We start from the raw sequence: 25,623 nt of genomic DNA, 5'->3' as shown, positions 1-25,623 counted from the left end.
TGGCGACCAGCCTGCCGACGTGCGCCGTGCACCGCACGCGGGCGCCGGCGGCTCGCGACGTGGTCTCATCGCGTGAGACCGGGTCACAGATCGGTGACCTGTTCGTGACAGAGGACCGCTACGGTTGCCCGCATGAACCGACCTGAGGTGGCGTCCGTCACACCGCGCCCGGACGTCGCCGAGCGCCTGGCGCGCCTGATCCAGATCCCCACCGTCTCCGCCGAGATCGACAGCCGGGGGCACGAGCCGTTCGAGAGCCTCGTCGACCTCCTGGCCGAGCTGTACCCCCTCGTGCACGAGCACCTGAGCAGGGAACGGCTCGGCGACCTCGGTCTCGTCTACCGCTGGCGCGGCCGCGGGGACGCCGACGACGGACCGCTCGTGCTCATGGCGCACTTCGACGTCGTGCCCGTGGACGAGTCCGACGGCTGGACCCACCCGCCGTTCTCCGGTCGGATCGCCGACGGCTGGGTCCACGGCCGCGGCGCGCTCGACGACAAGGGGCCGCTCGTCGTCCTGCTGGAGGCCGTCGAGAACCTGCTGGCGGCCGGGTTCGTCCCGGCCCGCGACGTCTACCTCTCCCTCGGCGGGGACGAGGAGTGCCACGGCCCGTCGGCCGAGACGATCGCCGCGACGTTCGAGGCCCGCGGGATCGTGCCCTGGATGGTCCTCGACGAGGGCGGCGCCGTCGTCGACTCCCCGCTGCCCATGGTGACCGGCACTGCCGCGATGGTCGGCGTCGGGGAGAAGGGGGTGCTCACCGCCCGGCTCTCCACGCGCGGCGACGGCGGCCACGCCTCCATGCCCCCGACCCTCACGGCGGTGCGGCGGATCGCCCGGGCCGTCGACCGCCTCGGGCCGCGCACGTTCCCCGCGCGCACGCCCCGGGCGATCAGCGAGCTGCTGCGGCGGTTCGCCGAGCGCGCGAACGGGGCGAGCCGCACGGCGCTGCGCGCCCTGGCCGCGTCCCCCCGGGCGACCGCGCAGGCGTTCGTGACCCGCGGCGGCGAGACGGCGGCCCTGGTGCGCACCACCGTGGCGGCCACCATGCTCGACGGCGGCACCGCCGCGAACGTGCTGCCCTCGCAGGCGTCCGCGACGCTCAACCTGCGCATCGCCCTCTCCGAGACGGTGGAGGGGACCGTCGCCCGGATCCGCCGCCGGATCGCCGACGACCAGGTCGACGTCGAGGTGCTCGAGGCCAGCGAGCCGTCCCCCGAGTCGCCGACCGACGACGAGCGGTTCACCCGGATCGCCGACGCCGTCGCGGTCTCCCACCCCGGTGCCGCCACGGTGCCCTACGTCGTCTTCGCCGCCACCGACGCGCGGTACTTCCACCGCTTCGCGCCGGCCGTCTACCGGTTCGCGCCGCTGACGATGTCGGCGGCGCAGCGCGCGTCGATCCACGGCGTCGACGAACGGGTCGAGATCAGCGAGCTGGAACGCGGCGAGCTCTTCCACCGCACGCTGCTGGAGCGGCTCGGATGAGCGCCGGGACCGCCGCGCGCCGGCCGACGACCGGCGCGTCGATGACCGTCGTCGTCGGCTTCCTCGCCTTCGTCGAGCTGACCAGCGGCGTCATCCAGGGCTACTACACGCCGCTGCTCACCGACGTCGCCCGCCACCTCGGGGTGCACGACGCCGACGTCAACTGGCTCGAGGGCAGCCAGCTCATGCTGTCGGCGCTGGTGGTGCCGGCCCTGGCCAAGCTCGGCGACATGGTCGGCCACCGGCGCATCCTGCTGTGGTCCACCGCCGTGACGGCCGCGGCCTCCCTCGTGCTGCCGTTCACCGACTCGTTCGCCGTGTTCCTCGTCGCCTGGGCGCTGCAGGGCTTCTACGTCGTGTGGCTGCCGCTGGAGATCGCGCTGGTCTGGCTGCGCACCCGGGACCTGCCGAACCGCTCCGCCGTCACCGCGAAGGCCGCCGGGATCCTCGTGGCCGCGCTGCAGGCCGGCGCGATCGCCGGGGCGCTCGCCGGCGGGGCGCTCGTGGACTCGTTCCCCCTGTGGGTCGTGCTCCTCGTGCCCGCGCTCCTGGTCTGCGCGTGCTTCGTCGTCGTCTGGCTGGGCGTCGCCGAGACCCCGGACCCGGTGGGCGGCCGCCTCGACACCCGCGGGCTGGTGCTGGTCTCGCTCGCCCTGCTCGCCTTCACCGGCGGGCTGAGCCTGCTGCGGCTGGAGGGCGTCGCCTCGCCGGTCGCCTGGGCCGCCGTCGCCGCCGGGCTGCTCCTGCTCTGGCCCTTCGTACGCTGGGAGCTGCGCCACGACGACCCGCTGATCGACGTGCGGATGTTCCGCTCCCCCGCCCTGGCCCCCGTGTTCCTCACCGCGGGACTGTTCGGCGTCTCCGTGCTCGGCGCGCAGGCACCGCTGTCCACGTTCGCCCGCACCGACCCCGCGGTGTACGGCTACGGGCTGGGCACCACCGGGTTCCAGACGTCGCTGCTCATCGGGGTGTACCTGATCGCCATGATCGTCGGGGCGCTGTCGTTCCCGCGCGTGGCCGCGCTGGTCTCGCCGCGGCTCACCCTGTTCGTGGCCGCCCTGGCCGTCGCCGTCGGCTTCGGGCTGTTCCTGCCGTTGCACGACACCTACGTCCAGGTGGCCACCAACATGGTGATCGTGGGGCTGGGATCCGGCACGCTGGTGGCCGCGCTGCCCGCCGCGGCCGCGGCCGCGGCGCCACCGACGCAGACGGGCGTGGCCACCGGCCTGACCAACTCGGTCAAGACGGTCGGCGGGGCGATCGCCTCGTGCGTCTTCGGCATCGCCCTGCTCGGCGCGGCCGGCGCGAACGCCGCCGAGTCGGTCACCGGCACCGCCGGCACGCTGACCGGCTACATGACGGTCTGGGTCGTGTGCGGCGGGACCGCCCTCGTCGCGGCCGTGCTGCTGCTCGTCGTGCCGAAGGAGGCGTTCACCGACCGCGGGGCCCACGCACCCGCCGCCTGACGGCGCTGCCAGGATCTGGTGCCCGCCGGGATCTCGTCGGCAGGAACCCGACGGGCACCCTTCACCGTAGGAACGCGACGCGCGGCGCGGAAGCGCCCAAGGTCCCCCCGCTGTCGGGACCAAGGTCCTGCGCGGGACGTCTCACCCGGAACCGTCGAATCCCCCGAGACGGTCCACGACGTGCTCGGCGATCGCCAGCCCGGAGGTGGCCGCCGGCGACGGGGCGTTGCGCACCACGGTGACGCGGTCCGAGGACTCGACGACGAAGTCGTCGACGAGGGACCCGTCCCGCGCCACCGCCTGGGCACGCAGGCCGCAGCGCCCGCGCACGACGTCGGTCGCGCCGATCGCCGGGACGTAGCGCTGCGCGGCGCGCAGGAACGCGGACGGCACGGCCGACCCGTACATCTCCCGGACGCCCGTGACCCAGTGCTCCGCGGCCATCCGCCAGAAACCGGGCCAGGTGAGCGTCGCGGCGAGGTCGCGGGGCCCGACGGCGAGACGCCGGTAGGAGCTGCGGTGCAGCGCCAGGACGGCGTTGGGCCCGACCTCCAGCCCGCCGTCGACCGTCCGGGTGAAGTGCACGCCGAGGAACGGGTACCGCGGGTCCGGCACCGGGTAGACCATGCCCCGGACCAGGTCCTGCTTCTCGGGCCGCACCGCCATGTACTCGCCCCGGAACGGGACGATGGCGGGGTTCCGCCCTCCCCCGACGAGGCCGGCGAGCCGGTCGGACTGCAGGCCCCCGCACACCACCAGCCGGCTCACGGTGTGCCGGCCGCGCTCGGCGCCGCCGTCGCCGGAGGTGCCGGCGGTGCCGGACCGGGCCCCGTGCCGCGTCGACACCGTGACGTCGCCGGCACCCTGCCGGATCCCGGTGACGGTGGTGTTCAGCAGGACTCGACCACCGGCGGCCTCGATGTCGGCCCCGAGCCGTCGCGCGACCGCGCCGAAGTCGGTGATCGCGGTGCGCGGCGAGTGCAGCGCCGCCCGGCCGACGGCGCGCGGCTCGACGTCGGCGATCGCGCCCGCGTCGAGCCGGCGGAGCCCCGGGACCCCGTTCTCGCGCGCCGTGGCCTCCAGCGCGTCGAAGCGGCCCTGCTCGGACTCCTCGACCGCGACCACGAGCTTGCCCACCTCGTCGAACGGGAGGTCGTGCTCGGCGCAGTACTCCTGCAGCAGGCTCCGGCCGCGCGTGCACAGCGTCGCCTTGAGGCTGCCGGGCCGGTAGTAGATGCCCGCGTGCACGACGCCGGAGTTGTGCCCGGTCTGGTGGGCGCCCAGGCGGTCCTCCGCCTCGAGCACCGTCACCGGGGTCCCCGGTCGTCGCCGCACGATCTCGCGCGCCACGGCGAGCCCGACGATCCCGCCGCCGACCACACCGACCGCACCGTCCTGCGTCGTGCCCACGGTGTCACCTCCTGCGGCGACCGGCGGCGACCCCGGCGGGTCCCCGGTCAGTCACGGTCGCGGCGCTCCTCGACGGCCTGCTTGAGGATGAAGGCCGGCAGCAGGAACGTGGCTAGCATCGTGACGAGCCAGACGACGATCGGGCCGATCACCCAGCCCTGCCACCCGGAGATCGTCAGGCCGTCGGAGGCCAGGGAGGCCACCAGCAGCGCGACGTAGGTCGTGATGAGCCCGACCGCACCGACGAGGGTCGGGGCGTTGCGGCGGGCGAGCTGGGCGAAGAACGGCGACAGCACGGCCTGCGCCAGCGCGAAGATCACCACCGCCAGGACGAAGCCGAGCGGGTCGCCCCAGACGATGTCGAAGGTGTCCCAGCCGAAGGCGTCGAAGAGGACGTCGGTGAGGACGACACCGATCGCCGCGGCGAGGAGGAAGACGGCGGTGCGCGCGAGGAGTCGGACCATGCCCGCAGGGTGGCACAGATCACCCCGAAACGCGCGAGATGCTCAGGATTCCCTCAATCCTGCTGTGGAGCGAGCGCGGCGACCACCACCATGTGGAGCACGTCGAGTCGTTCAGGGGGTCACGTCAGATGCGGGTCCTGGTCACAGGTGGGGCCGGCTACCTGGGTTCCCACGTCGTGCTGGCCCTGCTCCAGGCAGGGCACGCGGTCGACGTCGTCGACGACTTCAGCGCGGGCAGCCCCGCCGCGCTCACCCGCGCCGAGGGAGTCTCCGGCCGGCAGGTGACGACGCACGCCGCCGACGTCGCCGACATCGACGCGATGGAGCGCGTCTTCGCCACGGCCCGCTTCGACGCCGTCGTGCACCTGGCGGGTCTGCGGTCCGCGCGACTGAGCGACAGCCGCGTGCTGGACACCTACGAGACGAACCTGTCGACGCTCTTCACGCTGCTGCGCTGCATGACCTGGTACGCGGTGCACCGCCTCGTGCTGTCCTCGTCCGCCGCGGTCTACGGCCCGTCCGACGACGGCGGTCGGCTCGCGGAGTCGGCAGCCCTCGCGCCGGTCTCGCCCCTGGGCCGCAGCCTGGCCACGAACGAGCACCTGCTCACCGACCTCGTCGGCCACGACCCGGCGCTGCGGGTGGCGGTGCTGCGCTGCTTCACCACGGCGGGCGCCCACCCCTCGGGCCGGCTCGGCGAGGACGGCGCCTCCTCGGCGACGGGGCTGCTGACCCGTGTCGGACAGGTCGCGGCCGGACGCCGGGACGCCGTCGAGGTGTTCGGCGGACGGCACCCCACCGCGGACGGCACGCCGGTGCGCGACGTCGTGCACGTCGCCGACGTCGCCGACGGGCACGTCGCCGCGCTGGAGGGCCTGGACACGGCCGCCCGGCCGATGACCACCTGGAACCTCGGGACCGGACGCGCCGCGAGCGTCCTCGACGTGATCCGCACGTTCGAGCGGGTCACGGGACGGACCGTGCCGTACCGCATGGTCGCCGCCGGGCCCCCGACGGCGGCCTCGGCGGTGGCGGACCCGGAGCGCGCCGCGACGGAGCTCGGATGGCGGGCCCGCCGCGGGCTCGACGAGATCTGCCGGGACCACTGGCGCTGGCAGCGCACGAACCCGGACGGCTACCCGCCCACGGTGACGCCGGAGACGCCCTGGCGCGGCGGGGTCGGGCACCGGCTCCGGATGGTGCCCCCGCTGCCCGAGGCCGCGCCCGCCGGGTCCCTGGCCCGCCGCGCGGTCGGTCAGTCCTTGACCTCGCGGAAGTAGCGCAGCGCCCCGTCGTGCAGCGGGGCCGGCTCGGTGTAGATCACACGGGTCCGGTCGAGCAGCTGGGCGGCGGCGGCCCGCTCGGCGAGGGCGGTGCGCGCACCGAAGAGCGTCGCCACGAGCCCGTGGGCGGCGTCGTCCGGCAGGTCGGTCGGCACCACCAGGATGTTCGGCACGGCGAGCGTCTCGACGTCGGCCTCGAGCCCGTAGATGCCCTCGGGGACCGTGCCGTGCCGGTAGCCCTGACCGTACCGGTCGCGGAGCTCGTCGACGACGCCGTCGAGCGGGACCAGCCGGATCGGGGTCTCCTCGGCGAGCTCGACCAGGCCCGGGGTCCGCAGCCCGCCGGACCAGAAGAACGCGTCGATGCGGCCGGTGCTCAGCGCGTCGAGCGACTCGGTGATGCCCAGCTCGACCACCCGCAGGTCGGACTCCGGCAGAGGGCCGGCGGCGAGCACCCGGCGGGCGATGAGCGACGTGCCCGACCCGGTGGCACCGACCGACACGCGACGTCCCCGCAGGTCCGCCAGCTCCTCGACCGGTGAGTCGGCAGGGACCACCAGGTGGGCGAAGTCGTCGTAGACGCGGCCCAGCGCACGCAGGTCCACCGGCGCGTCGAAGGCCCCCGTGCCGTGCACGGCGTCGGCCACGGCGTCGGCCGCGCTGAACGCGAGCTGCGCCTCGCCGTCCGCCAGCAGTGCGAGGTTCTCCACCGACCCGCCGGTCGACAGCACCTCGGCCTCGACGCCGTGCTGCTCGGCCAGCACGTCGGCCAGCGCCTGGCCGTAGCCGTGGTAGATGCCCGTGGTGCCGCCGGTCGCGATCGTGAGGCGGTCGGGCAGGCGGCCGGACCAGGAGCTGTCCTCGCCGCCGAAGCACCCCGCCAGCGTGCCGAGGGCCAGCAGGGCAGCGGTCACGGCACCGATCGTGCGCCTCATGCGGGCTCCTCCTCGGGCTCGTCGTCCCAGGCCGGCACCTGCAGGTGGGCCCGCAGCCCGCCGTCGTCGGGCAGCTCGAGCCGGAGCCTGCCGCCGGCGGAGGACAGCAGCTCGGAGGCGATCGCGAGCCCGAGGCCGGACCCGCGCACGTTGCTGTGGCCCGGGCTGCGCCAGAACCGTTCGGTGAGCCGGGCCAGGTGGTCCGGGGCGACGCCGGGCCCGTGGTCCCGCACCACGATCTCGAGCCGCCCGGGCTCGTCGTGCACGACGATCTCCAGCGGCTCCTCGGGCGGGGAGAACTTCAGGGCGTTGTCCACGATGGTGTCCAGGGCGGTGCCGAGCGCGGTCGGGTCGACGCCGGCCCACACCGGCCGGTCGGGGGCGGTGAGCCGCACCTCGCGACCGCGCTCCACGAGCCGCCAGCCCTCGATGCGCCGCTCCGCGAGCTCGACCAGGTCCACCGGCTGGGCGGGGCCCGTGCCGGCGTCGTCGGCGAGCAGCAGCAGGGCGTCGAGGATCTGCGCCATGCGCTCGGCCTCGGCACGCACGTGCTCGACCTCGTCGACCTGGTCGGGCGGCACGGTCAGCGCGAGTCCCTCGATGCGCAGCATCAGGGCGTTGAGCGGGTTGCGCAGCTCGTGGGAGGCGTTGGCGACGAACTCCTGCTGGCGCCGCATCAGCTGCTCGACGCGTTCGGCCATCTCGTTGAACCGGGTGACGACCTCCCGCAGCTCGGGCGGCCCGGTCGACGGCGGGATGCGCTCGTCGAGGCGGCCCGAACCCATCCGCTCCATCGCGGCGTCCACCACGCGCACGGGGCGCAGCACCCAGCCGGCGGTGCGGTCCGCGATGAGCACGGCCAGCAGCGCGACGGCGACGCCACCGGCGGTGAGCAGCCCCCAGCTCAGCCAGATGTTGCGCTCCAGGGCCTGCGTGTCCGAGACGGTCACCAGCGCCCCGACGACGTCCTCGCCGTCGTGGACGGGTTCGGCCACGACGACCTCGTCGACGTCCCACGGCCAGAAGCTCGTCGTCATCTCGCTGGGCCGTCCGGCGATCGCCGTGTGCCGCTGCGGGTAGTCCTCGACCTCGAGGCCGGCGGCGGCCAGGGTCACCCCGGCCTGGTCGACGACGGCGGACCGGATGCCGTACACCTGCCGGTAGCGCTCGAGGTCGACGGCGACGATCCCGGGGTCGTCGGCGAGGATCGCCTGGCGGGCGGTGATGGTGAGGTACGAGGCGTCCCGCACCCGGTCGAAGAAGACGTCCTGCTGCTGGGCACGGGTGACGCTCGCGGCGTACAGCAGACCGACGAGGACCAGCACCAGAGCGACCGGCACGTAGACGAGCGCCGTCAGCCGCGCCCTCACGCGGACCCGGCGACGCGGTAGCCGACGCCCCGCACCGTCTCGACGACGGTCGGGTCACCGAGCTTGCGGCGCAGCGAGGCGACGTGCACCTCCAGGGTGCGCCCGAGCCCCTTCCAGCTCGACCCCCAGACCTCCCGCAGGATCCGCTCCCGGGCCAGCGCCGTGCCGCGGTGCCGCACGAGCAGGGCGAGCAGGTCGTACTCCTTGCGGGTGAGCGAGACGGTGGAGTCGTCCGGGCGACGCACCTCGCGGGCCGCGAGGTCGATGTGCAGGCCGGCGACCTCGACCCGAGCGGCTTCCTGGCGGCCGTCCCACTCGCGGGCGCGGCCGCGGCGCAGCACGGCGTCGATGCGGGCCAGCACCTCGCGGATGTCGTAGGGCTTGGTGACGTAGTCGTCCGCCCCGAGCTCCAGCCCGCGGATCCGGGCGTCGAGCTGCGTGCGGGCCGTGACCATGATGATCGGGGTGTCGGACACCTTGCGGATACGGCGGCAGACCTCGAAGCCGTCCATGTCCGGCAGCGCGAGGTCCAGCAGCACCAGGTCGGTGTGCTGGCTCAGCTCGTCGAGCGCCGTCGACCCGTCCCCGGCACGGATGACGTCGTACCCGTGTTTCCCCAGGACCGAGACGAGCGCGCCGGCGACGTGCTCGTTGTCCTCCACGACCAACAGCTGCACGGACCGACCGTAGCCGAGCCGGTACCGGCGCCGCCAGGGTGTCCGCGCACGGGGCCGGGCGGGTCAGCCGCTCAGTCCGTCGACGAACGCCCTGCTCGCGGCAGAGATCTGCTGCCGCGCGTCGTCGTGGGAGATGGTCGGGGTCCCGTCCCCGGGCTGCGGGCCGTAGTCGCCGAAGAAGGCGTGCACGGCGCCGTCGACCACGGTGAACGAGCTGCCCGCGGGCAGGTCCGCCCGGGAGGCCTCGATCGCCTCCGGGGTGGACAGGCCGTCCTCGGTGCCGGAGACGGACTCGACCGCCGCGGTCAGGGTGTCGCCGACGTCGCCGGCCGGGTAGGAGGCGTAGAGCAGGAGCCCGACGGCGGGGGCCGTGGCGTCGGTGTCGGCCGCGTCGGCCTCCATGGCCGCCACCACCCCGCCGAGCGAGTGCCCACCCACGACCCAGCGCTCGACGGCGGGCAGGTCCGCCCGTGCGGCGTCGAGCGCACCGGTGGCCAGGAAACCGATGCTCAGGGGCTGCTTGACGATCACCACGGTGTGGCCGGCCTCGGCCAGGGGGCGCAGCACGGCGGCGTAGGCGCGGGCCTCGACCTTGGCGCCCGGCTGGAACAGGACGGCCGTGCCGCTGGACTCCCCGACGGGTGTCAGCTCGACCCGGGTCGGGGTCTGCGTCACCGTGACGACGTCGTCGGACCCCGTCGCCTCCAGGGCGGGTTCGACGGCGACGAACGGGCGCAGCCAGGCGATCGCCCCGATCCAGCCGATCGCGGCGACGGTGAGCACGACGCCCAGCACGCGGCGGGCCCGCCCTCGCGCCGTCGTCGGGCGTCTGCTGCGCCACAGGGCCGCGACGCAGCCCAGCACCGTCAGGACGAGCAGCACGGCGTAGGCGGGATGTCCGTGCACGACGGCTCCCCACGCCGTCGCGAGGGCCCAGGCCACGACGGCCAGGCCCCCGACGGCGACGGCCTGCCCGACCCGGACGGGCCAGGTCGCCCGGCGGCGCTCGGGGGCGGCGTCGACGGCGCCGTCCGCCGTCGGCCCCTCGCTCACTCCGTCACCGTGATGCCGAGGTTGGCCGCGAGCACCGGGGCGATCTGCGCGAGCTGCTCGCTCGTGACCGTGGTGCCGCGCAGCGCGTCGGTCCCGACCAGCTCGGTGAGGTCGGCGCCGCGCAGGTCGACGTCGTGCAGCGTGGACGCCTGCACGTCGAGCCGGCGGACGCTCGTGCCCTCGAACGCGACCCGGGTCGCCCGGACCTGGACGAGGTCGAGCTCGTCGATCTGGCAGTCGGCGAACACGACGTCCTGCAGGGTGGCCCCGCGCAGGTTGACGTAGCCCAGCTTGCAGCCGACGAACCGCACGGACTGCCAGGTGGACTCGTACAGCTCGGCGGACCCGACCCGGGCGTCGCGCAGCTCGACGTCCCGCCACCGGCCGCGGATGCCCGCGACGACCGGGACGTCGACCTGGGTCATGACGACCTCGGTCAGCGTCAGGTTCCGCAGGTCGGCCTCGCCGGCCCGCAGGCCGTCGAGCCGGGAGGTGTGGGCCTGCGCGCCGCGGAGCTCGAGGCGGTCGACGTCGATCCCGGTGTGGACGCGGCCCTCGAGGTCGGCACCGGGGGCGAGCTCGGTCGCCTCACCGGGGTCGAGGTCGGTCAGCACGACCGGGTCGACGACGGGCGGGGCGGGCTGCTTCTGCGACGGTGACGGCACGGGGTCAGTCTAGGAAGTCGTCCTGACGGACCGACGCCCCGGCCTTCAGGAGCGACCAGAACATGCTGATCCGCGCACCCATGTCGACGCTCTCGGGACGGAGCAGCCACTGGAGCTGCAGGCCGTCGGCGACGGCGACGAGGATCGACGCCGCGTCCTCGGGGTCGACGGCGGTGGAGAAGTCGCCGGCCTCCTGCTGGGCCCGGATGTCGGTCGCGATCTCCTCGGTCAGCCACCGGTACCGTTCCACGAAGAAGTCGTGGGCGACGCTGCCGTCCCCGACGGCGCTCTCGGCCGACATCGAGACGAACAGCCGCACGAGGCCCGGCTCGCCGGCGTTCCGCTCGACGGCCCCGAGCAGCTCGCTGACCGAGTGGGAGTGGCTGTACTCGTCCGGTGCGGTGGTCCGGTCGTCCCGCCGGCGCAGCACGGCGAGGAAGAGCTCCTCCTTGGCGCTGAAGTAGTGCAGCAGGCCCGCCTGGCTCAGTCCGGACTGCCGGGCGATCTCCCGCATCGAGGTCCGGTCGTACCCGCGGCGCGCGAACTCGTCGAGGGCGACGTCGAGGATCTCCTCGCGCTTGGCGAGACCCTTCGCGTAGGGGCCACGGGATGCCATGCGGCCATAGTAGCCGCGCCGGATGTGTGAAATCATGTCGATGAGCGGTTTTCCGGACCTTCGACGAAGCGGGGACGATGATGGACGACGAGACCAGGACACACCTGCGCACGCTGCGCGAGTCGTTGTCGTTGGACGAGAAGGTGCGGCTGCTGACAGGGCAGGACTCCTGGTCCACAGCCCCGCTGCCCTCCGTCGGACTGCGCTCCATGGTGCTCTCCGACGGCCCCGCAGGCGTCCGCGGGCAGCTGTGGGACGAGCGCTCGCCGTCGGTCAACTTCCCGTCGCCCACCGCGGTCGCGGCCTCGTGGGACCGGGACATGGTCGAGCGCGTCGGCCGCGGGCTCGGCGGGGAGGCGGTGCGCAAGGGCGCCGACGTCGTGCTCGCACCGACGATCAACATCCAGCGCACCCCGTACGGCGGCCGCCACTTCGAGGCCTTCAGCGAGGACCCGCTGCTGACCAGCGAGCTGGCGACCTGCTACGTGCGCGGCATCCAGGCGTTCGGCGTCGGCGCGACGGTCAAGCACTACGTGGCCAACGACTCCGAGACGGAGCGGTTCACGGTCGACGTCCGCGTCGCGGACCGCACGCTGCGCGAGGTCTACCTCGCGGCGTTCGAGGGTCCCGTCGTGGACGGTGGCTGCCTGCTCGTCATGAGCGCCTACAACTCGGTCAACGGCCGCACCGCGTCGGAGAACGACCTGCTGACGACCCCGCTGAACGACGAGTGGGGGTTCGACGGCGTCGTGGTCAGCGACTGGACGGCGGTGCGGACGCTCGAGAGCGCACGGCACCCCCAGGACCTCGTCATGCCGGGCCCCGACGGGCCGTGGGGTGCGGAGCTGGTCCGCGCCGTCGACGACGGGCGCATCCCGGTCGAGGCCGTGGACCGGAAGGTCGACCGGCTGCTGGCCCTCGCCGCCCGGGTGGGCGCGCTCGAGAGCCTGCCCGCCCCGACGCGGCCGGCGGCCGACGACGCCCACGCGACGGCGCACGCCGCCTCGGTCGCCGGGACCGTCCTGCTGCACAACGACGGGCTCCTGCCCCTGGCGTCACCCCGCTCGATCGCGCTCGTCGGCGAGGGCGCGCGCGTCGCCCGCACCCAGGGCGGCGGGAGCGCGACGGTGATCCCGCCGTCGGTCAGCACACCGGTCGACGGCCTCGCGCGGCGCTGGCCGGACGCCGACGTCACCTGGTCGCTGGGCGCCGTCGTGCAGCGCGGCGTCGCGGACCTGCCGGACGAGGACGTCACGACCCCCGACGGGGACCCGGGCATGACGGTGCGGTACCTCGACGCCGACGGCACGGTGACGCTGGAGGAGGACCGCCGGGCGTCCCGCGTGGTCGGCTTCGCGTGGGACTCGCCGGTGGTCCAGGCCGACCGGGTGGAGATGAGCTTCCGCTGGCGCACGGACGACGCCGTGACGCGGCTCGGGATCGTGGGCGTCGCCGGCTACACCGTGACGGTGGACGGCGTCGAGGTCGCCACCGGCGAGCAGCACCTCCGGCCCGACGACGACCCGGCGGCGACGGTCCTGCACCCCCCGAGCGAGTCGGTCGAGATCCCCACACCGGCCCCGCACACGCTGGTGACCGTCACGTTCCGACCCTTCGCCGAAGGCATCCCCGACGCCCTCACGCTGGGGGTCGGCGTGCCGCCCACCACACGTGACGCGGACGCCCTGATCGCCGAGGCGGCGGACGCCGCGGCCGCCGCCGAGGTCGTCGTCGTCGTCTCGACCTCCGGCGAGGTCGAGTCCGAGGGGTTCGACCGCGCCTCGCTGTCCCTCCCCGGACGGCAGGACGACCTCGTGCGGGCCGTGGCCGCCGCGAACCCGCGGACCGTCGTCGTGGTGAACTCCGGCGCGCCCGTGCTGCTGCCCTGGCGCGACGACGTGGCCGCGGTCCTGGTCAGCTGGTTCCCGGGCCAGGCGTTCGGCGACGCCCTGGCGGAGGTCCTCGGCGGCGACGCCGAGCCGGGCGGCCGCCTGCCGGTGACGTGGCCGGACGTCGAGGACGAGGTGCCGGTGTCGGACACCCGCCCCGTGGACGGTGTCCTCGAGTACGCCGAGGGCGTGCACGTGGGCAGCCGTGCCTGGCTGCGGGCCGGCGTCGCGCCGGCGTACCCGTTCGGTCACGGGCTGGGTTACACGTCCTGGAGGCTCGACCACGTCGACGCACCCGCCACGCTGACGGCCGGCGACGACGCCGTGCTGCGCGTCGGGCTCACCAACCAGGGCGACCGCGCCGGCAAGACCGTGGCGCAGGTGTACCTCGAGCGCGCGACGCCGTCCGAGGTGGACCGGCCCGTGCGCTGGCTGGGCGGCTTCGCCACGGCCACGGCGGCTCCGGGCGAGACCGTCGTGGTCGACGTCCCGGTCGCCGCCCGGGCCTTCCAGCACTGGGACGACGGATGGCGCACCGAGCCCGGCACCTACGTGGTGCGTGCCGGGTTCTCGGTCGAGGACCTGCCGGCCGAGGTCGACCTGTCCGTCGAGACGGCACGATGAGCCACGACGTGCTCCAGGGCGGGTGCGACCCGGCCTTCCGGTCCGTCGCCGACCGCTTCGCCGCCCTGGTCGCGGCGGACCCGACCCTCAGCGCCCAGCTGAGCGTGCGGGTCCGCGGCGAGCCCGTCCTCGACCTCGCCGGCGGTCCGCACCTGACCGTCGACGCGGTCACGGGGGTCTACTCGGCCACCAAGGGTGTCGCCGCGCTCGTCGTCGCCCACCTCCTCGACCGCGGCCTGCTCGACCCCGACCGGGTCGTCGCGGACTACTGGCCCGAGTTCGGCGCGGCGGGCAAGGACCAGGTCACCGTCCGGCAGCTGCTCTCGCACCAGGCGGGACTCCCGCTCGTGGAGCGACCGCTGGGCGTGGCGGACGTCGTCGACTCCCGGGCCGCCGCCGCGGTCCTCGCCGCGCAGCGGCCGCTGTGGCGTCCCGGGTCGGCGTTCGGCTATCACGCGCTGACCATCGGCATCCTCGTCGAGGAGCTCGTGCGGCGGGTCACGGGGCGCACCCTGCAGACGGTGTACGAGACGTCGGTCCGCGGTCCGCTCGACGCGGACTTCCACCTCGGCCTGCCCGAGGCACTGGACGGCCGCTACGTCCCGGTCCAGGACCCGGAGCTCACCGCGGAGCAGGCGGCCAAGGTCGCCGCCCGACCGCCGGCCGACGCGATCGCCGAGGCGGTGTTCTCGAACTTCTCCGTGCCGGACGACCGCTCGCAGGAGGGCGCCAGCACGAACAACCCCGCGGTGCGCCGGGCCGGCTTCGCGGCGATCGGCGGCGTCGGCTCGGCGAGAGGCCTCGCGCAGGTCTACGCGGCCGCGCTCCCGGGCGGCGGGGTGCACGTCGCCGCCCCCGAGGTCTTCGCCGAGATGGCGCAGCAGCACGCGTGGGGCACCGACCGCGTGCTCGGCGTCCCGAACTGCTTCGGCATGATGTTCATGCTGCCGCAGCCGCGGCAGCCGTTCGCCGGCCTCGGCGCGTTCGGCCACGACGGCGCCGGCGGCGCGCTCGCGTTCGCCGATCCCCGCACGGGAGTCGCCTTCGGCTACGTCCCCTCCCCCATGCAGCATCCCGGCGGCGCCGACCACCGCGCGGTGGAGCTCGCGCGGCTCGCCGTCGCCGTGGCGCGAGCCGCCGGCTGACCGTTCCTGCCCACGACCGCTCCACCACCAGGGAGAGAACAATGACGACCGATCCCCTCGACGGCGCGCGCTTCCTCGGCTCGGACGCCGACCGCGAGGCGGCGGCCCGCTTCTGGGTCGAGCGCGAGCTCGACCGGCCCCGCACCGAGATCACCGGCGCGGTGCTGCGCGCCACCGCCCACGGCGTCTACGAGGCCCGCGTCGACGGCTCGCCCGTGTCGGACTCGGTGCTGGACCCGGGCTGGACCTCGTACGAGTGGCGGCTGGCGTACCAGGAGCACGACGTGCGCGCGCTGGTCGCCGACGGCGACGGACCGCTGCGCATCGACCTCCTGCTGGGCAACGGCTGGTACCGGGGCGACCTCGGCTTCGCCGACGCGCGGGCGAACTACGGCGAGGAGATCGCCGTCGCGGCGGTCCTGGACCTCACCTACCGGGACGGCTCCACGCAGCGTGTCGCGACCGGGGACGGCTGGTCGGCCGAGACGACGGAGGTCCCGCGCAACTCCCTCTACGACGGCCAGACGATCGACGCGCGCCTGCGCGGGCGCCCGTCGCCGCTGACGGTGCACGAGGTGGACGTCGACCGCTCGACCCTCGTCGCCCCGGTGGGCCCGCCCGTGCGGCGCCAGGAGACGCTCCGTCCGGTCGAGATCTGGCCGGCACCGGGCGGAGGCACGCTCGTGGACTTCGGCCAGAACCTCGTCGGCTGGCTCCGGTGCACGGTGCAGGGTCCCGCCGGCACCGAGATCGAGATCCGCCACGCCGAGGTGCTGGAGCACGGCGAGCTCGGCACCCGACCGCTGCGGGGCGCCGCCGCCCGCGACCTGTTCGTCCTCTCGGGCGGCGTGGACACGTTCGAGCCGACGCTCACCTTCCACGGGTTCCGCTACGCCCTGGTGACCGGATGGCCCGGCGAGCTGACCACCGACAGCCTCGAGGCGGTCGTCGTGCACTCCGAGATGGCCCGCACCGGGACCTTCGCCTGCTCCGACCCCGACGTGAACCAGCTCGTCCACAACTCGGTGTGGGGCCAGAAGGGCAACTTCCTCTCCGTCCCGACCGACTGCCCGCAGCGCGACGAACGGCTGGGCTGGACCGGCGACATCGCCGCCTACGCGGCGTCCGCGGCCTTCCAGTTCGACTCGGCCGACTTCCTGCACGACTGGCTCGCCGACCTGCGCGTCGAGACCGAGCACTCGGCCGATCGCGGCGTGCCGCTCGTCGTGCCCGACGTGCTCAAGTACGAGCGCTGGCCCGAGGACTTCAGCCTGCCCCCGTGGGCCGCCACGGCGATCTGGGGCGACGCGGCCGTCTGGGTCCCCCAGGCGCTGTGGACGGCCTACGGCGACGCCGGACGCCTGGCCGAGCACTACCCGGCCATGAAGATGCACCTCGAGTCCGTCGAGCCCTACATCTCGCCCACGGACCTGTGGGACCTGGGCAACCAGCTCGGCGACTGGCTGGACCCCGACGCCCCGCCGGAGGACCCGGGCGCCGGCAAGGCCGACCCGTCGGTCGTGGCCACGGCGTGCCTCGTCCGGACGGCGCGGTTCGCCGCCGAGGCGGCCGCCGTCGCCGGCGAGACGGCCGACGCCGAGCGGTGGGCGCGGCTGGCGGCCCGCACGCGCGCGGCGTTCAACGAGCACTACGTCGAGAACGGCGTCGTGCGGTCGGACTGCACCACCGTGTACGCCCTCGCGATCGCGTTCGACGTCCTCGACGACGCCGACCGGGCCGTCGCGGGCGACCGCCTTGCCGAGCTGGTGCGGGCGGCGGGATACACGGTGACGACGGGGTTCGCGGGCACGCCCTTCATCACGTGGGCCCTGTCGGAGACCGGGCACGTCGACGACGCGTACGCCCTCCTGCTGGAGAAGTCGTGCCCGTCGTGGCTGTACCCGGTCACGATGGGCGCGACCACGGTGTGGGAACGCTGGGACTCGATGCTGCCCGACGGGTCGATCAACCCGGGCGAGATGACGAGCTTCAACCACTACGCGCTCGGTGCCGTGGCCGACTGGATCTACCAGGTCGTCGGCGGCCTCCGTCCCGCCGCCCCCGGCTACGACCGCGTCCGGGTCGAGCCCGTGCCCGGCCCGGGGATCGACTGGGCCGAGACCGCGTACGAGACCCGGCACGGTCGGGTCTCGGTCGCGTGGCGGCGCGACGACGACGGCTTCACCCTCGATGTCGCGCTGCCCGACGGGCTCCCCGCCGAGATCGTCCTGCCGGACGGCCGCGTCGAGGAGGTCGTGGGCGGCACCCACCACCTGACCGCGGCCTGAGCACGACCGCGGCCTGAGCACGCACGACCGCGCCCGTCGTCCCCGGCCGGGGACGACGGGCGCGGTCGCGCTCCGGGGCCCTCAGCGCACGGGGGACTCCGCGGCGGTCTTCGCCGGGTCGCGCTCGACGACGTCGCCGAGCGCCTCGTCGATCCGCGCCATGAGCTCGGCGGGGATGACGACGCCGGACGCCGCGACGTTCTCGGCGACCTGCTCGGGACGCGAGGCCCCGATGAGCGCCGCGGAGACGTTGTCGTTCTGGAGCACCCAGGCCACGGCGAGCTGCGCCATGGTGAGCGAGAGCTCGTCGGCGACGGGCCGCAGCTTCTCGACACGCTCCAGGACCTCGTCCCGCAGGAAGCGGGTGATCATCTGGGCACCGCCGTTGCCGTCGGTGGCGCGGCTGCCCGACGGCGGCCGGTGACCGGGCCGGTACTTGCCGGTGAGGATGCCCTGGGCCACGGGCGACCAGACGATCTGCGAGATGCCGAGCTCGCGCGAGGCGGGGACGACCTCCGCCTCGATGATGCGCCAGAGGGCCGAGTACTGCGGCTGGTTCGAGACGAACGGGATCCGCAGCTCGCGGGCGAGCGCGGCCCCGGCGCGCAGCTGGTCGGCGGTCCACTCGCTCACGCCGATGTAGAGCGCCTTGCCCGACCGGACGATGTCGGCGAAGGCCACCATCGTCTCCTCCAGGGGCGTCGCGTTGTCCCAGCGGTGCGCCTGGTAGAGGTCGACGTAGTCGGTGCCGAGGCGCCGCAACGACCCGTCGATGGACTCCATCAGGTGCTTGCGGGACAGCCCCCCGTCGTTCGGACCCTGGGGACCTACGGGGTAGTAGGCCTTGGTGAAGATCTCGAGCGACTCCCGGCGCTGCCCTCGCAGGGCGTCGCCGAGAACCCGCTCGGCCTCGGTGTCGGCGTACATGTCGGCGGTGTCGAAGGTGGTGATGCCGGCGTCGAGCGCCGCGTGCACGCACGCGGCCGCCGCGTCGTCCTCGACCTGGGACGCGTGCGTCAGCCAGTTGCCGAGCGTGATCTCCGAGATCTTCAGTCCGGAGCTGCCGAGGTATCGATGTTTCATGCGGACGAGGTCACCCCTTGACGGCGCCGGAGGTCATCCCGGCCACGATCTGACGGTTGAAGAAGATGTACATCACCAACGGCGGGATGGTGATGAGCAGGATGTCGGTGAACAGCAGGTTCCAGGTCGTCTGGAACTGGCTCTGGAAGTTGAACAGCGTCAGCTGGACGGTGGCGTTCTCCTCGCCCGGGGCGAAGTACAACGGGTTCGCGAAGTCGTTGAACACCGTCACCGACTGCACCACGATGGCCGTGACGATCACGCTCTTCATCAGCGGGAAGCCGATCTTGAAGAACAGCCGGATCGGTCCGGCGCCGTCGATCGTCGCCGCCTCGTCGAGCTCCCGCGGGACGTTCGAGACGAACGCCCGGAAGAGCAGGACGCAGAACGACATGCCGAAGGCGACCTCGATGAGGACGAGTCCGCCGATCGTGTTGAAGATGCCGAGGGTCTGCATGAGCCGGGCGGTGGGGACGATGGCCGGCGGCACGATCAGCCCCGCCAGCACGAAGAACGTGATCACCCCGTTCCAGCGCGACGGCCGCCGGGCGAGCACCCAGCCGATCATCGCCGCCAGCACCACCATGATCGACACCGACAGCACCGTCAGGATCGTGCTGTTGATGAACGCCGTGATGAGCATGTAGTCGCGTGCCTGGAAGACGGCGACGACGTTCTCCCAGAAGACGATGTCGACCGGCCAGGAGAACTCCAGGCCCGCCGAGTCCGGACCCGTCTTGAGCGACTGCAGGACGATGAACGCGAACGGGACGAGGAAGATGGCCGCCGACAACAGCACGGCGACGGCGCCGTAGACGTGGCGCGAGACGGTGCGGCTCACAGTTCTGTCTGCTTTCGGTTGAGCCACCAGAACAGCGGCAGGATGACAGTGCTCACGACCACGAAGAGGACGACGTTGCCCGCGGTGGACAGGCCGAAGAAGCCGTAGGCGTACTGCTTGTAGATGACCGACGCGAGCACGTCGCTGGCGAACCCGGGTCCGCCACCGGTCATGACCCAGATCAGCTGGAACTCCCGGAGCCCGCCGATGAGGGACAGGATGATGACCGTGGTGGTCGCCGGGCGGACGAGCGGCACGGTGACGTTCCAGAACCGGTGCCATCCCGTGGCACCGTCCACCCGCGCCGCCTCGTAGTACTCCTGGGGGATCGCGACGAGTCCTGCCATGTAGATGAGCGCTGCCAGCCCGACCCCGCGCCACACGTCGACCAGGATGATCGAGTAGAGGGCGAGGTCCGGGTTCGTCAGCCATCCCGGACCGTCGATGCCGAAGATCGCCAGGAACTCGTTGATGACGCCGTCGTACGGGTCCATCAGCGCCTGGAAGGTGATCCCCACGCCGACGACGCTCACGAGCACGGGGAAGAAGACCACGGCCCGGAGGTACCCGCGTGCCCAGATGTTGGAGGTGAGCAGGACGCCGAGGAGCAGCCCGAGCACGATCTTCAGGCCGGAGGTCAGGGCGCCGAAGATCAGGGTGTTCGTGAAGCCCTTGCTCAGCTGCGGGTCGCTGAAGAACGTGACGAAGTTGTCGAAGCCGATGAACTCGACGTCGAACAGCGTCCAGCGGGTGAACGCGTAGTAGAACGACGCGAACGTCGGCACGATGAACAGCACGACGAAGACCGCGGCTCCGGGCAGGAGGAACCAGTGCGGGTACATGCGGTGCGCGTACTTGCGCGAGGACGAGCGCCGTCCGGGCGTCCGTGCCGCGGTGTCCGACGCGTCAGGAGGGGCGAGTGTCGCCATGATGTGAGCCCTTGGGGTGAGGCGGGGCGGGGCCGCCGGCGTGCCGGCGGCCCCGCGGTGGACAGGCGTCGGCTTACCAGCCCGGAAGGCCGAGCTGCTGCGCCTGCTTGGCGGCGTCCGCGTCGTACAGCTCGGCGCCGCTCTGGCCGTCACGGACTCCCGAGCCCACCTCGACGGAGATCTGCATGAGGTTCGGACCCTTGACGGGCGAGAGGAACTCCAGCGCGGGCGCGACGTTGCCGGACTCGAAGTACGGACCGAAGTCCGCCACGATCCGCGGGGCCTCGTCCGGCACGGTGCACCCGTCGACCAGGTACTGACCGGTCGCGCCGAGCGCCTCGGTGACCGCGTCGCAACCCGCCGGGCTGGCGACGAAGGCCATGAACTCCTTGACGGCGTCCGGGTGCTCGGTGTCGGCCGGCGCGTAGAGCGCGGGCGGCATCCAGATCGTCGTGCCGGGCTCCGTGTCGGCCTCGCCCGGGACGCCGAAGAAGCCGACGTCCTCGGCCTGGTCGGGCCAGTTGGTGGCGATCGTCGCCTGCGCGAACCCGAGCATCGGGTAGTGCCCGGCCTCGCCGGTCGCGACGGCCTCGAGCCCGTCGTTCAGAAGGGCCGACGCGTAGTCCTCGTTCAGGTAGTCGCGCTCGTAGACGTCCTGGAGCTTCGTGAAGCCCTTGACCGCGACCGGGTCGTCGGCGAAGTTCACCTCGTTGGCGGTGTACTTCGACGCCCAGTCGTTGTCGTTCGCCCACACGTTGTAGTAGTCGGCGAGGACGATGATCTGGGCGGTCCAGGCGTCGCCGTGCGTCTGCTGGACGGCCGTGTAGCCGGCGTCCCGGATGGCGTCGGAGTTCTCCAGGAACTCGTCCCAGGTGGTCGGCACCTCCAGCCCCAGCTCCTCGTAGATCGGGATGCTGTAGAACATCCCGCCGCCGCCGGCCGTCTGGACCGGGACGCCGAAGATGCCCTCGTCCGTCGACACGGCCGAGACCCACGAGTCGTCCAGGTCGCCGACGAAGCCCTCGTCGGAGATGTCGAGCATCGTCTGGTCGGGGTTCAGCGCCTGCAGCAAGGACCCGCTGTTGTACCAGAACATGTCGGGCATCTCGCCGGTCGCCAGGCGGGTCTTCATGAGGTTGTCCAGCTCGGCGGAGTCGCTGGGCCCCGACGCGTCGACCTCGACGACGATGTCCGACTGCGATGCGTTGAACGTGTCAGCGAGCGCCTCGGCGGTCGCGATGTTGGTCTCGACGCCCGATCCCTGGAACCACTCCAGCGTCACCGGGCCCTCGGCCGACGCCTCGGCGTCGCTCGAGTCCCCGTCTCCGGCGCAGCCGGCCAGCACGAGACCCGTGGCCGCCAGCCCGGCCAGTGCGACCGGACCTGCTCGATGTGTGTGCGCAGACATGCCTACCTCCTCGTAGGAATCCATCTGGTGCGTCCGCCTCTGCGAAAACTATTCACCGATGGGCTTTCGTCGATCGTACGGCGCTCCGACGAAGCGCGTCAATCACAGTCGCATCACGGTCTGCAGGGGAATCGTCGGCGGCGAGGGGCCGACGAGCAGGGGCGGGTGCGCACGCGTTCCCGCGTGCGCACCCGCCCCGTGGCGTGGCCGATCGGGTCACCTCGGCGGCGTCGCCGCCGAGGTCACCCCGTCACCGGTCGACCGGGATGCCTCCCTCCTGGCGCAGCAGGGCCTGCAGATCCGCGGCCATCTCCGCGAGCTCCGCCACCGCCTCGTCGGAGGCGCGCTTCGAGTTCGCGTTCTCGATCTGGTTGCGGAACGCACGCAGCGCGCTGTCCGCGGTCTGGGCCTTGCCCTCGGCCGAGGCCTCGCGGGCCCGGTCGATGAACTTGCTCAGATTGTCGGCGAGCTGCTCCGACAGGGCCCCGTCACCGGCGAAGGACTCCACCGCCGCGGCGATGTCGTCGTAGCCCTCCTCCGCGGCGACGAAGGTGAACTCGCCGGCGCCCACGGAGTACACCGCGAACTCGCCCTCGACGCGCTCGAAGGTCGCCCGCGAGGGGGTGAGCACCGCCTGGTCGCCACCGGTCGGCACCCAGACCTCGGCCGTCGTGTTCGCCGGCACCTCGATCGTGAGGGTGAAGTGCTCGTCGGTCTTGTCCCACCGGCTGCTCGCCACCCCGCGCGGGGTGTCGAAGCTGCCCTCGACCCAGGTCAGGTCGCCGGCGGGCTGCGGCTTGAAGACGAGCTCGTCGTACCCGACCGAGCCGTCCGCGCGGTCGATGCCGACCAGACCCGTCTGGAACCACTCCACGATCTGGGCGAGGATCATGTGGTTCTTCGAGCTGCCACGCGTCCACCGCTCGCCGATCGTGGTGAACCCGTCCGGGTTCGCCGTCGTCGACTCCATGAAGTAGCCGTAGCCGGGCTCGGTGTCCGTCTGCAGCGCGTCGAACAGGACCTCGCCGTGACCGTTGTCGGTCAGCTGCCGCACGACGGCGGCCAGCCCGATCGTCCCCGCGCTGAAGTGCGGGCCGTCGTCGGGACCGAACTCCTGGACGTCCTCCACGAGCCGCTCGAGCACCGACTCGCGGTACTCGTCGGGCACGATGCCCGCGTCGAGCGGCAGCGCCTGCGCGGCCTGGGTGGCCCCGTCGGCGCCGGTGCCGTCCTCGGTGTAGTACCCGAGGTCGGTGTTGAGGAACGCGTCGTTGAACGCGGCCTTGATGTCCTCTGCCGTCTGGGCGAACTCGGCGGCGTCCTCGTCGTGGCCGGTCAGCTCCGCCATCATGGCCATCTTGGTCATCATGACGTAGTAGCCCCAGGTGCCGGTGATGCGCCCGGAGGTCTGCTCGGCCGAGACCCAGTCGGCGAGAGCGCCGTCGACGATGTGGCCCTCCGCCTTCTCGCGCTGGATGTACTCGACGAAGTAGACCATCCGGTCGTAGGTCTCGGTCATGACCCGGGTGTCGCCGTAGTACTCGTACAGGAACGCCGGCACCAGGATGATGCCGTTGCCCCAGTTGATCTCGTCGCCGAAGCGCCGGGTGTAGCCCCAGTCGTGGACCGGCGTCTTCAGCGCGACGTTGCCGAACATGTACGAGTCCGCGATCGACTGCCCCTCCACCAGGTGGCGCTGCGTCGTGCGCAGGTAGGCGTCGAACTCGAACATCCGCGAGAAGCCGTCCATCGGCATGGTGTAGTCCGCCGGGTAGGACTGCTTCTCACGACCCGGGCAGTCCGTGAACGTCGAGAAGATCTGCGACGCCATGGAGTAGCGGGCCATCTTGTTGATGCGGTTGATCCGGTCGTTCGACGAGTCGAACGTCCCGACCTCCGGCGTCGCCGCCTGCAGGCGCAGGCCCGTGACGATGTCGGCCGTCGGGGTGTAGTCCGCGGGCAGACCCTCGATCTGGACCCACTGCATGCCGAAGTAGTTGAACATCGGCGTGCGCGACTCGCCGCCCTCGAGACCGGCGGTGATGTAGGAGTTGAACAGGTCGTTGCCGCGGAACCCGGGCCCGAGCGAGCCCTGGTCGACCGTGCCGTCCTCGGCGAGGCTCTCCGCCGGCTTGACCTTGACGACGGTGCCCTCGGGCAGCTCCGGCAGGTCCAGCTGGGCGAACCCGGCGAAGTTCTGGCCGAAGTCGAAGACCCACACGCCCTCGGCGGGGTTCGTGATGTTCTGCGGGGTGAACCGCTCGGCCTCGTAGATGCCCTCCGCCTGGCGCGCGACCAGCTCGGTGGCGAGGTTCGGCGGCGGGGCGATCCCGGCCGCGGCCCAGTTCATGGCCGACCCGTCGCGACGCTCGGCCCCGTCCGTGAGGTCGGCGCCCGGCGTGTTCCAGCCGACCTGCTCGCGGCGGGCGTCGTAGTCCTCGCCGGAGTACCAGGCGTCGGTGACGAGCGCACCGGAGGCGGCCCGCCAGTCACGGTCCGACACGACGACGTCGCTCGACCCGTCGGCGTAGGACACCTCGAGACGCGCGATCATCCGCGGGGTCACCGCGGCGCCCGCGCTGGGGTCGGTCTCGGCGATGTTGTTGCCCGACGCCGTCACGTGCGCGCCGACGGCGTGCGCCGCGTCCAGGCCCGGCTCGAACGAGATACCGGTCCCGTCCTCGCCCGCGGTGCCGATGTCGGTGATGACGCGCGACTCGAGGCGGTCACCGCCGTCGCCGGTGTCGATGTTGATCGTGCCGCCGACGTGGTAGTCCTCGGTGCTGGTCAGGAGCACGGTCGTCGCCCCGGCCTCCACCGGTGCGACGAGCTCGCCGCTGCCCTTGATCTGGCTCTGCCACCAGGCGTACGGGGAGGTGCGACCGACCTCCTCGTTGTGGATCGAGCGCCGCACGTACGCCGTGCCGTTGCCGAGCTCGACGCCGACGGCGTTCTCCCCCGGCTCGAGCACGGACGAGACGTCGTAGGTGCGGTACTCGGTCGAGAGCTGGTAGTTGGTGTTGCCGGGGGCCAGGTGCTCCTCGGTGACCTTCTCGCCGTTGACGGTGGCGTGGTGCAGCCCCGCGCCCGACACGTAGAGGTGGGCCGAGGCGACGTCCTTGTCCTCGTCGAGGTCGAACTGACGCGCGAAGATCGGCAGCGGGTCCGCCGGGTCGCGGTCCGCCTGCTCGATCCAGCGGGCGTCGCCCCAGTCGCTCTGCTGGAGCAGCCCGATCTTGAAGGTGGCCGGCTCGCTCCACTCCGAGGGGTGACCGAGCGCGTCCCAGACGCGCACCCGCCACGCCACGCTGTCGCGGGACTCCAGCGGGTCGTCCCCGCCGTAGGCGATGTTGGCCTGCCGGTCGGAGGAGATCTTGCCCGAGTCCCAGAGCAGGTCGCCGGCCTCCAGGTCGGCGACCGAGGACGCGGCCTCGATCTCGTAGGCCGTCTGCTCGTCGATCGCGCAGGTGCCCGCGGCCGACGCGTCGTAGCAGGGGTTCCCGGGGGTGTCCTCGCTCGACATCGTCCAGCCGAGCAGCGGACGGTCGCTGTCGACGTCGAGCGGGGTGTCGTCGCGTCCGTCGACGCTCAGCCCGGAGACGGACACGGGGTGGTCGCCCGGACCGGCGGACGCCGGCACCGTGGCGAGGGGCAGGGTGAGCGCCGCGGCGGCGGCGGTGACGATGGTGGTTCGTGCGATGCGGTTCATGGCAGGGCCACCCCCGTGGGGGCGACGAGGGCACCGTGGCAGGCACGGTCCGTCGCGGTCGCGGTCCTGGACATCATGGTGAACACACTCCGATTCCTCGAGATCATGACTCGTCGTTGAGCGGCGATGATCAGCCGGGGCGACGGGCCGCAGCCCGTCGGGGGTGGACGCTTCCGACGTCGTCGTCGAGCGTCCTAAGATCGAAGTACCCCTCCTTCCGTGGAGCGGGGGCCGGGACGGCCGTGCTGACGGCCGTGCTGACGGCCGTGCTGACGAAGCC

At 72.9% G+C, this 25,623-nt stretch carries 19 protein-coding genes; 6 read left to right on the top strand and 13 right to left on the bottom strand.

The features are described 5' to 3' along the window. Positions 1 to 132: 132 nt before the first annotated feature. Together PO879_RS01080 and PO879_RS01075 are read left to right on the top strand one after the other, a co-directional pair. On the top strand, positions 133 to 1,488 hold the full coding sequence (locus tag PO879_RS01080) for a M20/M25/M40 family metallo-hydrolase (protein ID WP_278236103.1): 1,356 nt from the start codon (positions 133 to 135) through the stop codon (positions 1,486 to 1,488). Beyond that, positions 1,485 to 2,954, top strand: coding sequence for an MFS transporter (locus PO879_RS01075; protein ID WP_278236102.1), 1,470 nt, complete (start codon positions 1,485 to 1,487; stop codon positions 2,952 to 2,954). Before PO879_RS01080 ends, PO879_RS01075 begins: the two co-directional genes overlap by 4 nt. A 141-nt stretch (positions 2,955 to 3,095) precedes the next feature. Here PO879_RS01075 and lhgO read toward each other — a convergent pair whose 3' ends face one another. Both lhgO and PO879_RS01065 read right to left on the bottom strand, forming a co-directional pair. Then, positions 3,096 to 4,364 (bottom strand): L-2-hydroxyglutarate oxidase, encoded by a 1,269-nt coding sequence (lhgO, locus tag PO879_RS01070; protein WP_278236101.1) that lies wholly within the window; start codon positions 4,362 to 4,364, stop codon positions 3,096 to 3,098. A 47-nt stretch (positions 4,365 to 4,411) separates the two neighbouring features. Continuing rightward, on the bottom strand, positions 4,412 to 4,828 hold the full coding sequence (locus PO879_RS01065) for a phage holin family protein (RefSeq protein WP_278236100.1): 417 nt from the start codon (positions 4,826 to 4,828) through the stop codon (positions 4,412 to 4,414). A gap of 128 nt (positions 4,829 to 4,956) precedes the next feature. Between PO879_RS01065 and galE the strand changes: the two genes are divergently transcribed. After that, entirely contained in the window at positions 4,957 to 6,108 is a 1,152-nt protein-coding gene (galE, locus tag PO879_RS01060; RefSeq protein ID WP_278236099.1) for a UDP-glucose 4-epimerase GalE, read from the top strand. Here galE and PO879_RS01055 read toward each other — a convergent pair. From PO879_RS01055 to PO879_RS01030, 6 genes are all read right to left on the bottom strand, one after another. Continuing rightward, positions 6,084 to 7,046, bottom strand: a complete 963-nt coding sequence (locus tag PO879_RS01055; RefSeq protein ID WP_278236098.1) for a TAXI family TRAP transporter solute-binding subunit — start codon at positions 7,044 to 7,046, stop codon at positions 6,084 to 6,086. The two genes, galE and PO879_RS01055, sit on opposite strands and share 25 nt — an antisense overlap. After that, positions 7,043 to 8,416 (bottom strand): HAMP domain-containing sensor histidine kinase, encoded by a 1,374-nt coding sequence (locus PO879_RS01050; protein ID WP_278236097.1) that lies wholly within the window; start codon positions 8,414 to 8,416, stop codon positions 7,043 to 7,045. Before PO879_RS01050 ends, PO879_RS01055 begins: the two co-directional genes overlap by 4 nt. Then, positions 8,413 to 9,093 (bottom strand): response regulator transcription factor, encoded by a 681-nt coding sequence (locus PO879_RS01045; protein ID WP_278236096.1) that lies wholly within the window; start codon positions 9,091 to 9,093, stop codon positions 8,413 to 8,415. Before PO879_RS01045 ends, PO879_RS01050 begins: the two co-directional genes overlap by 4 nt. A gap of 63 nt (positions 9,094 to 9,156) precedes the next feature. Beyond that, entirely contained in the window at positions 9,157 to 10,146 is a 990-nt protein-coding gene (locus tag PO879_RS01040) for an alpha/beta hydrolase (RefSeq protein ID WP_278236095.1), read from the bottom strand. Then, complete coding sequence (locus tag PO879_RS01035; protein ID WP_278236094.1) at positions 10,143 to 10,811, bottom strand: pentapeptide repeat-containing protein; 669 nt, start codon at positions 10,809 to 10,811, stop codon at positions 10,143 to 10,145. Before PO879_RS01035 ends, PO879_RS01040 begins: the two co-directional genes overlap by 4 nt. A gap of 4 nt (positions 10,812 to 10,815) precedes the next feature. Next, complete coding sequence (locus PO879_RS01030; RefSeq protein WP_278236093.1) at positions 10,816 to 11,427, bottom strand: TetR/AcrR family transcriptional regulator; 612 nt, start codon at positions 11,425 to 11,427, stop codon at positions 10,816 to 10,818. 77 nt (positions 11,428 to 11,504) lie between these two features. On the opposite strand from PO879_RS01030, the gene PO879_RS01025 reads away from it, so the two are divergent. Genes PO879_RS01025 through PO879_RS01015 form a run of 3 tightly spaced genes read left to right on the top strand, consistent with a single transcriptional unit; the run spans position 11,505 to position 17,373 of the window. After that, positions 11,505 to 13,940: a glycoside hydrolase family 3 C-terminal domain-containing protein gene (locus PO879_RS01025; protein ID WP_278236092.1), complete on the top strand. Its 2,436-nt coding sequence runs from the start codon at positions 11,505 to 11,507 to the stop codon at positions 13,938 to 13,940. After that, positions 13,937 to 15,085 carry a serine hydrolase domain-containing protein gene (locus PO879_RS01020; protein ID WP_278236091.1) on the top strand — a complete coding sequence of 383 codons (1,149 nt, stop codon included), beginning with the start codon at positions 13,937 to 13,939 and terminating at the stop codon, positions 15,083 to 15,085. The genes PO879_RS01025 and PO879_RS01020 overlap by 4 nt, the downstream gene beginning before the upstream one ends. Positions 15,086 to 15,126: 41 nt before the next feature. Further along, entirely contained in the window at positions 15,127 to 17,373 is a 2,247-nt protein-coding gene (locus PO879_RS01015) for a family 78 glycoside hydrolase catalytic domain (protein WP_278236090.1), read from the top strand. A gap of 81 nt (positions 17,374 to 17,454) precedes the next feature. Here the strand turns inward: PO879_RS01015 and PO879_RS01010 are convergent, their stop codons facing one another. The 5 genes from PO879_RS01010 to PO879_RS00990 form a co-directional block, all read right to left on the bottom strand. Next, positions 17,455 to 18,456 (bottom strand): aldo/keto reductase family protein, encoded by a 1,002-nt coding sequence (locus PO879_RS01010; protein WP_278236089.1) that lies wholly within the window; start codon positions 18,454 to 18,456, stop codon positions 17,455 to 17,457. A 10-nt stretch (positions 18,457 to 18,466) separates the two neighbouring features. Beyond that, positions 18,467 to 19,297: a carbohydrate ABC transporter permease gene (locus tag PO879_RS01005; protein ID WP_278236088.1), complete on the bottom strand. Its 831-nt coding sequence runs from the start codon at positions 19,295 to 19,297 to the stop codon at positions 18,467 to 18,469. Continuing rightward, positions 19,294 to 20,226 (bottom strand): sugar ABC transporter permease, encoded by a 933-nt coding sequence (locus PO879_RS01000; protein ID WP_347568609.1) that lies wholly within the window; start codon positions 20,224 to 20,226, stop codon positions 19,294 to 19,296. Before PO879_RS01000 ends, PO879_RS01005 begins: the two co-directional genes overlap by 4 nt. 73 nt (positions 20,227 to 20,299) lie before the next feature. After that, positions 20,300 to 21,634, bottom strand: a complete 1,335-nt coding sequence (locus tag PO879_RS00995) for an ABC transporter substrate-binding protein (protein ID WP_278236087.1) — start codon at positions 21,632 to 21,634, stop codon at positions 20,300 to 20,302. Between the two features lie 250 nt (positions 21,635 to 21,884). Further along, on the bottom strand, positions 21,885 to 25,343 hold the full coding sequence (locus PO879_RS00990) for a family 78 glycoside hydrolase catalytic domain (RefSeq protein WP_278236086.1): 3,459 nt from the start codon (positions 25,341 to 25,343) through the stop codon (positions 21,885 to 21,887). Positions 25,344 to 25,623: the final 280 nt, after the last annotated feature.

Source organism: Isoptericola sp. AK164, assembly GCF_029643425.1.
GTDB classification, from domain to species: domain Bacteria; phylum Actinomycetota; class Actinomycetes; order Actinomycetales; family Cellulomonadaceae; genus Isoptericola; species Isoptericola haloaureus.
The sequence above is the reverse complement of the archived record's forward strand: the minus strand, read 5'-3'. Positions and strand labels throughout refer to the sequence as shown.

Bases quoted from the DNA above. Each gene is read 5' to 3' on its own strand.
- PO879_RS01080 (WP_278236103.1), top strand. From the start codon at position 133: ATGAACCGACCTGAGGTGGCGTCCGTCACACCGCGCCCGGACGTCGCC.
- PO879_RS01075 (WP_278236102.1), top strand. From the start codon at position 1,485: ATGAGCGCCGGGACCGCCGCGCGCCGGCCGACGACCGGCGCGTCGATG.
- PO879_RS01065 (WP_278236100.1), bottom strand. From the start codon at position 4,828: ATGGTCCGACTCCTCGCGCGCACCGCCGTCTTCCTCCTCGCCGCGGCG.
- galE (WP_278236099.1), top strand. From the start codon at position 4,957: ATGCGGGTCCTGGTCACAGGTGGGGCCGGCTACCTGGGTTCCCACGTC.
- PO879_RS01055 (WP_278236098.1), bottom strand. From the start codon at position 7,046: ATGAGGCGCACGATCGGTGCCGTGACCGCTGCCCTGCTGGCCCTCGGC.
- PO879_RS01030 (WP_278236093.1), bottom strand. From the start codon at position 11,427: ATGGCATCCCGTGGCCCCTACGCGAAGGGTCTCGCCAAGCGCGAGGAG.
- PO879_RS01025 (WP_278236092.1), top strand. From the start codon at position 11,505: ATGATGGACGACGAGACCAGGACACACCTGCGCACGCTGCGCGAGTCG.
- PO879_RS01020 (WP_278236091.1), top strand. From the start codon at position 13,937: ATGAGCCACGACGTGCTCCAGGGCGGGTGCGACCCGGCCTTCCGGTCC.
- PO879_RS01015 (WP_278236090.1), top strand. From the start codon at position 15,127: ATGACGACCGATCCCCTCGACGGCGCGCGCTTCCTCGGCTCGGACGCC.
- PO879_RS01010 (WP_278236089.1), bottom strand. From the start codon at position 18,456: ATGAAACATCGATACCTCGGCAGCTCCGGACTGAAGATCTCGGAGATC.
- PO879_RS01000 (WP_347568609.1), bottom strand. From the start codon at position 20,226: ATGGCGACACTCGCCCCTCCTGACGCGTCGGACACCGCGGCACGGACG.
- PO879_RS00995 (WP_278236087.1), bottom strand. From the start codon at position 21,634: ATGTCTGCGCACACACATCGAGCAGGTCCGGTCGCACTGGCCGGGCTG.
- PO879_RS00990 (WP_278236086.1), bottom strand. From the start codon at position 25,343: ATGAACCGCATCGCACGAACCACCATCGTCACCGCCGCCGCCGCGGCG.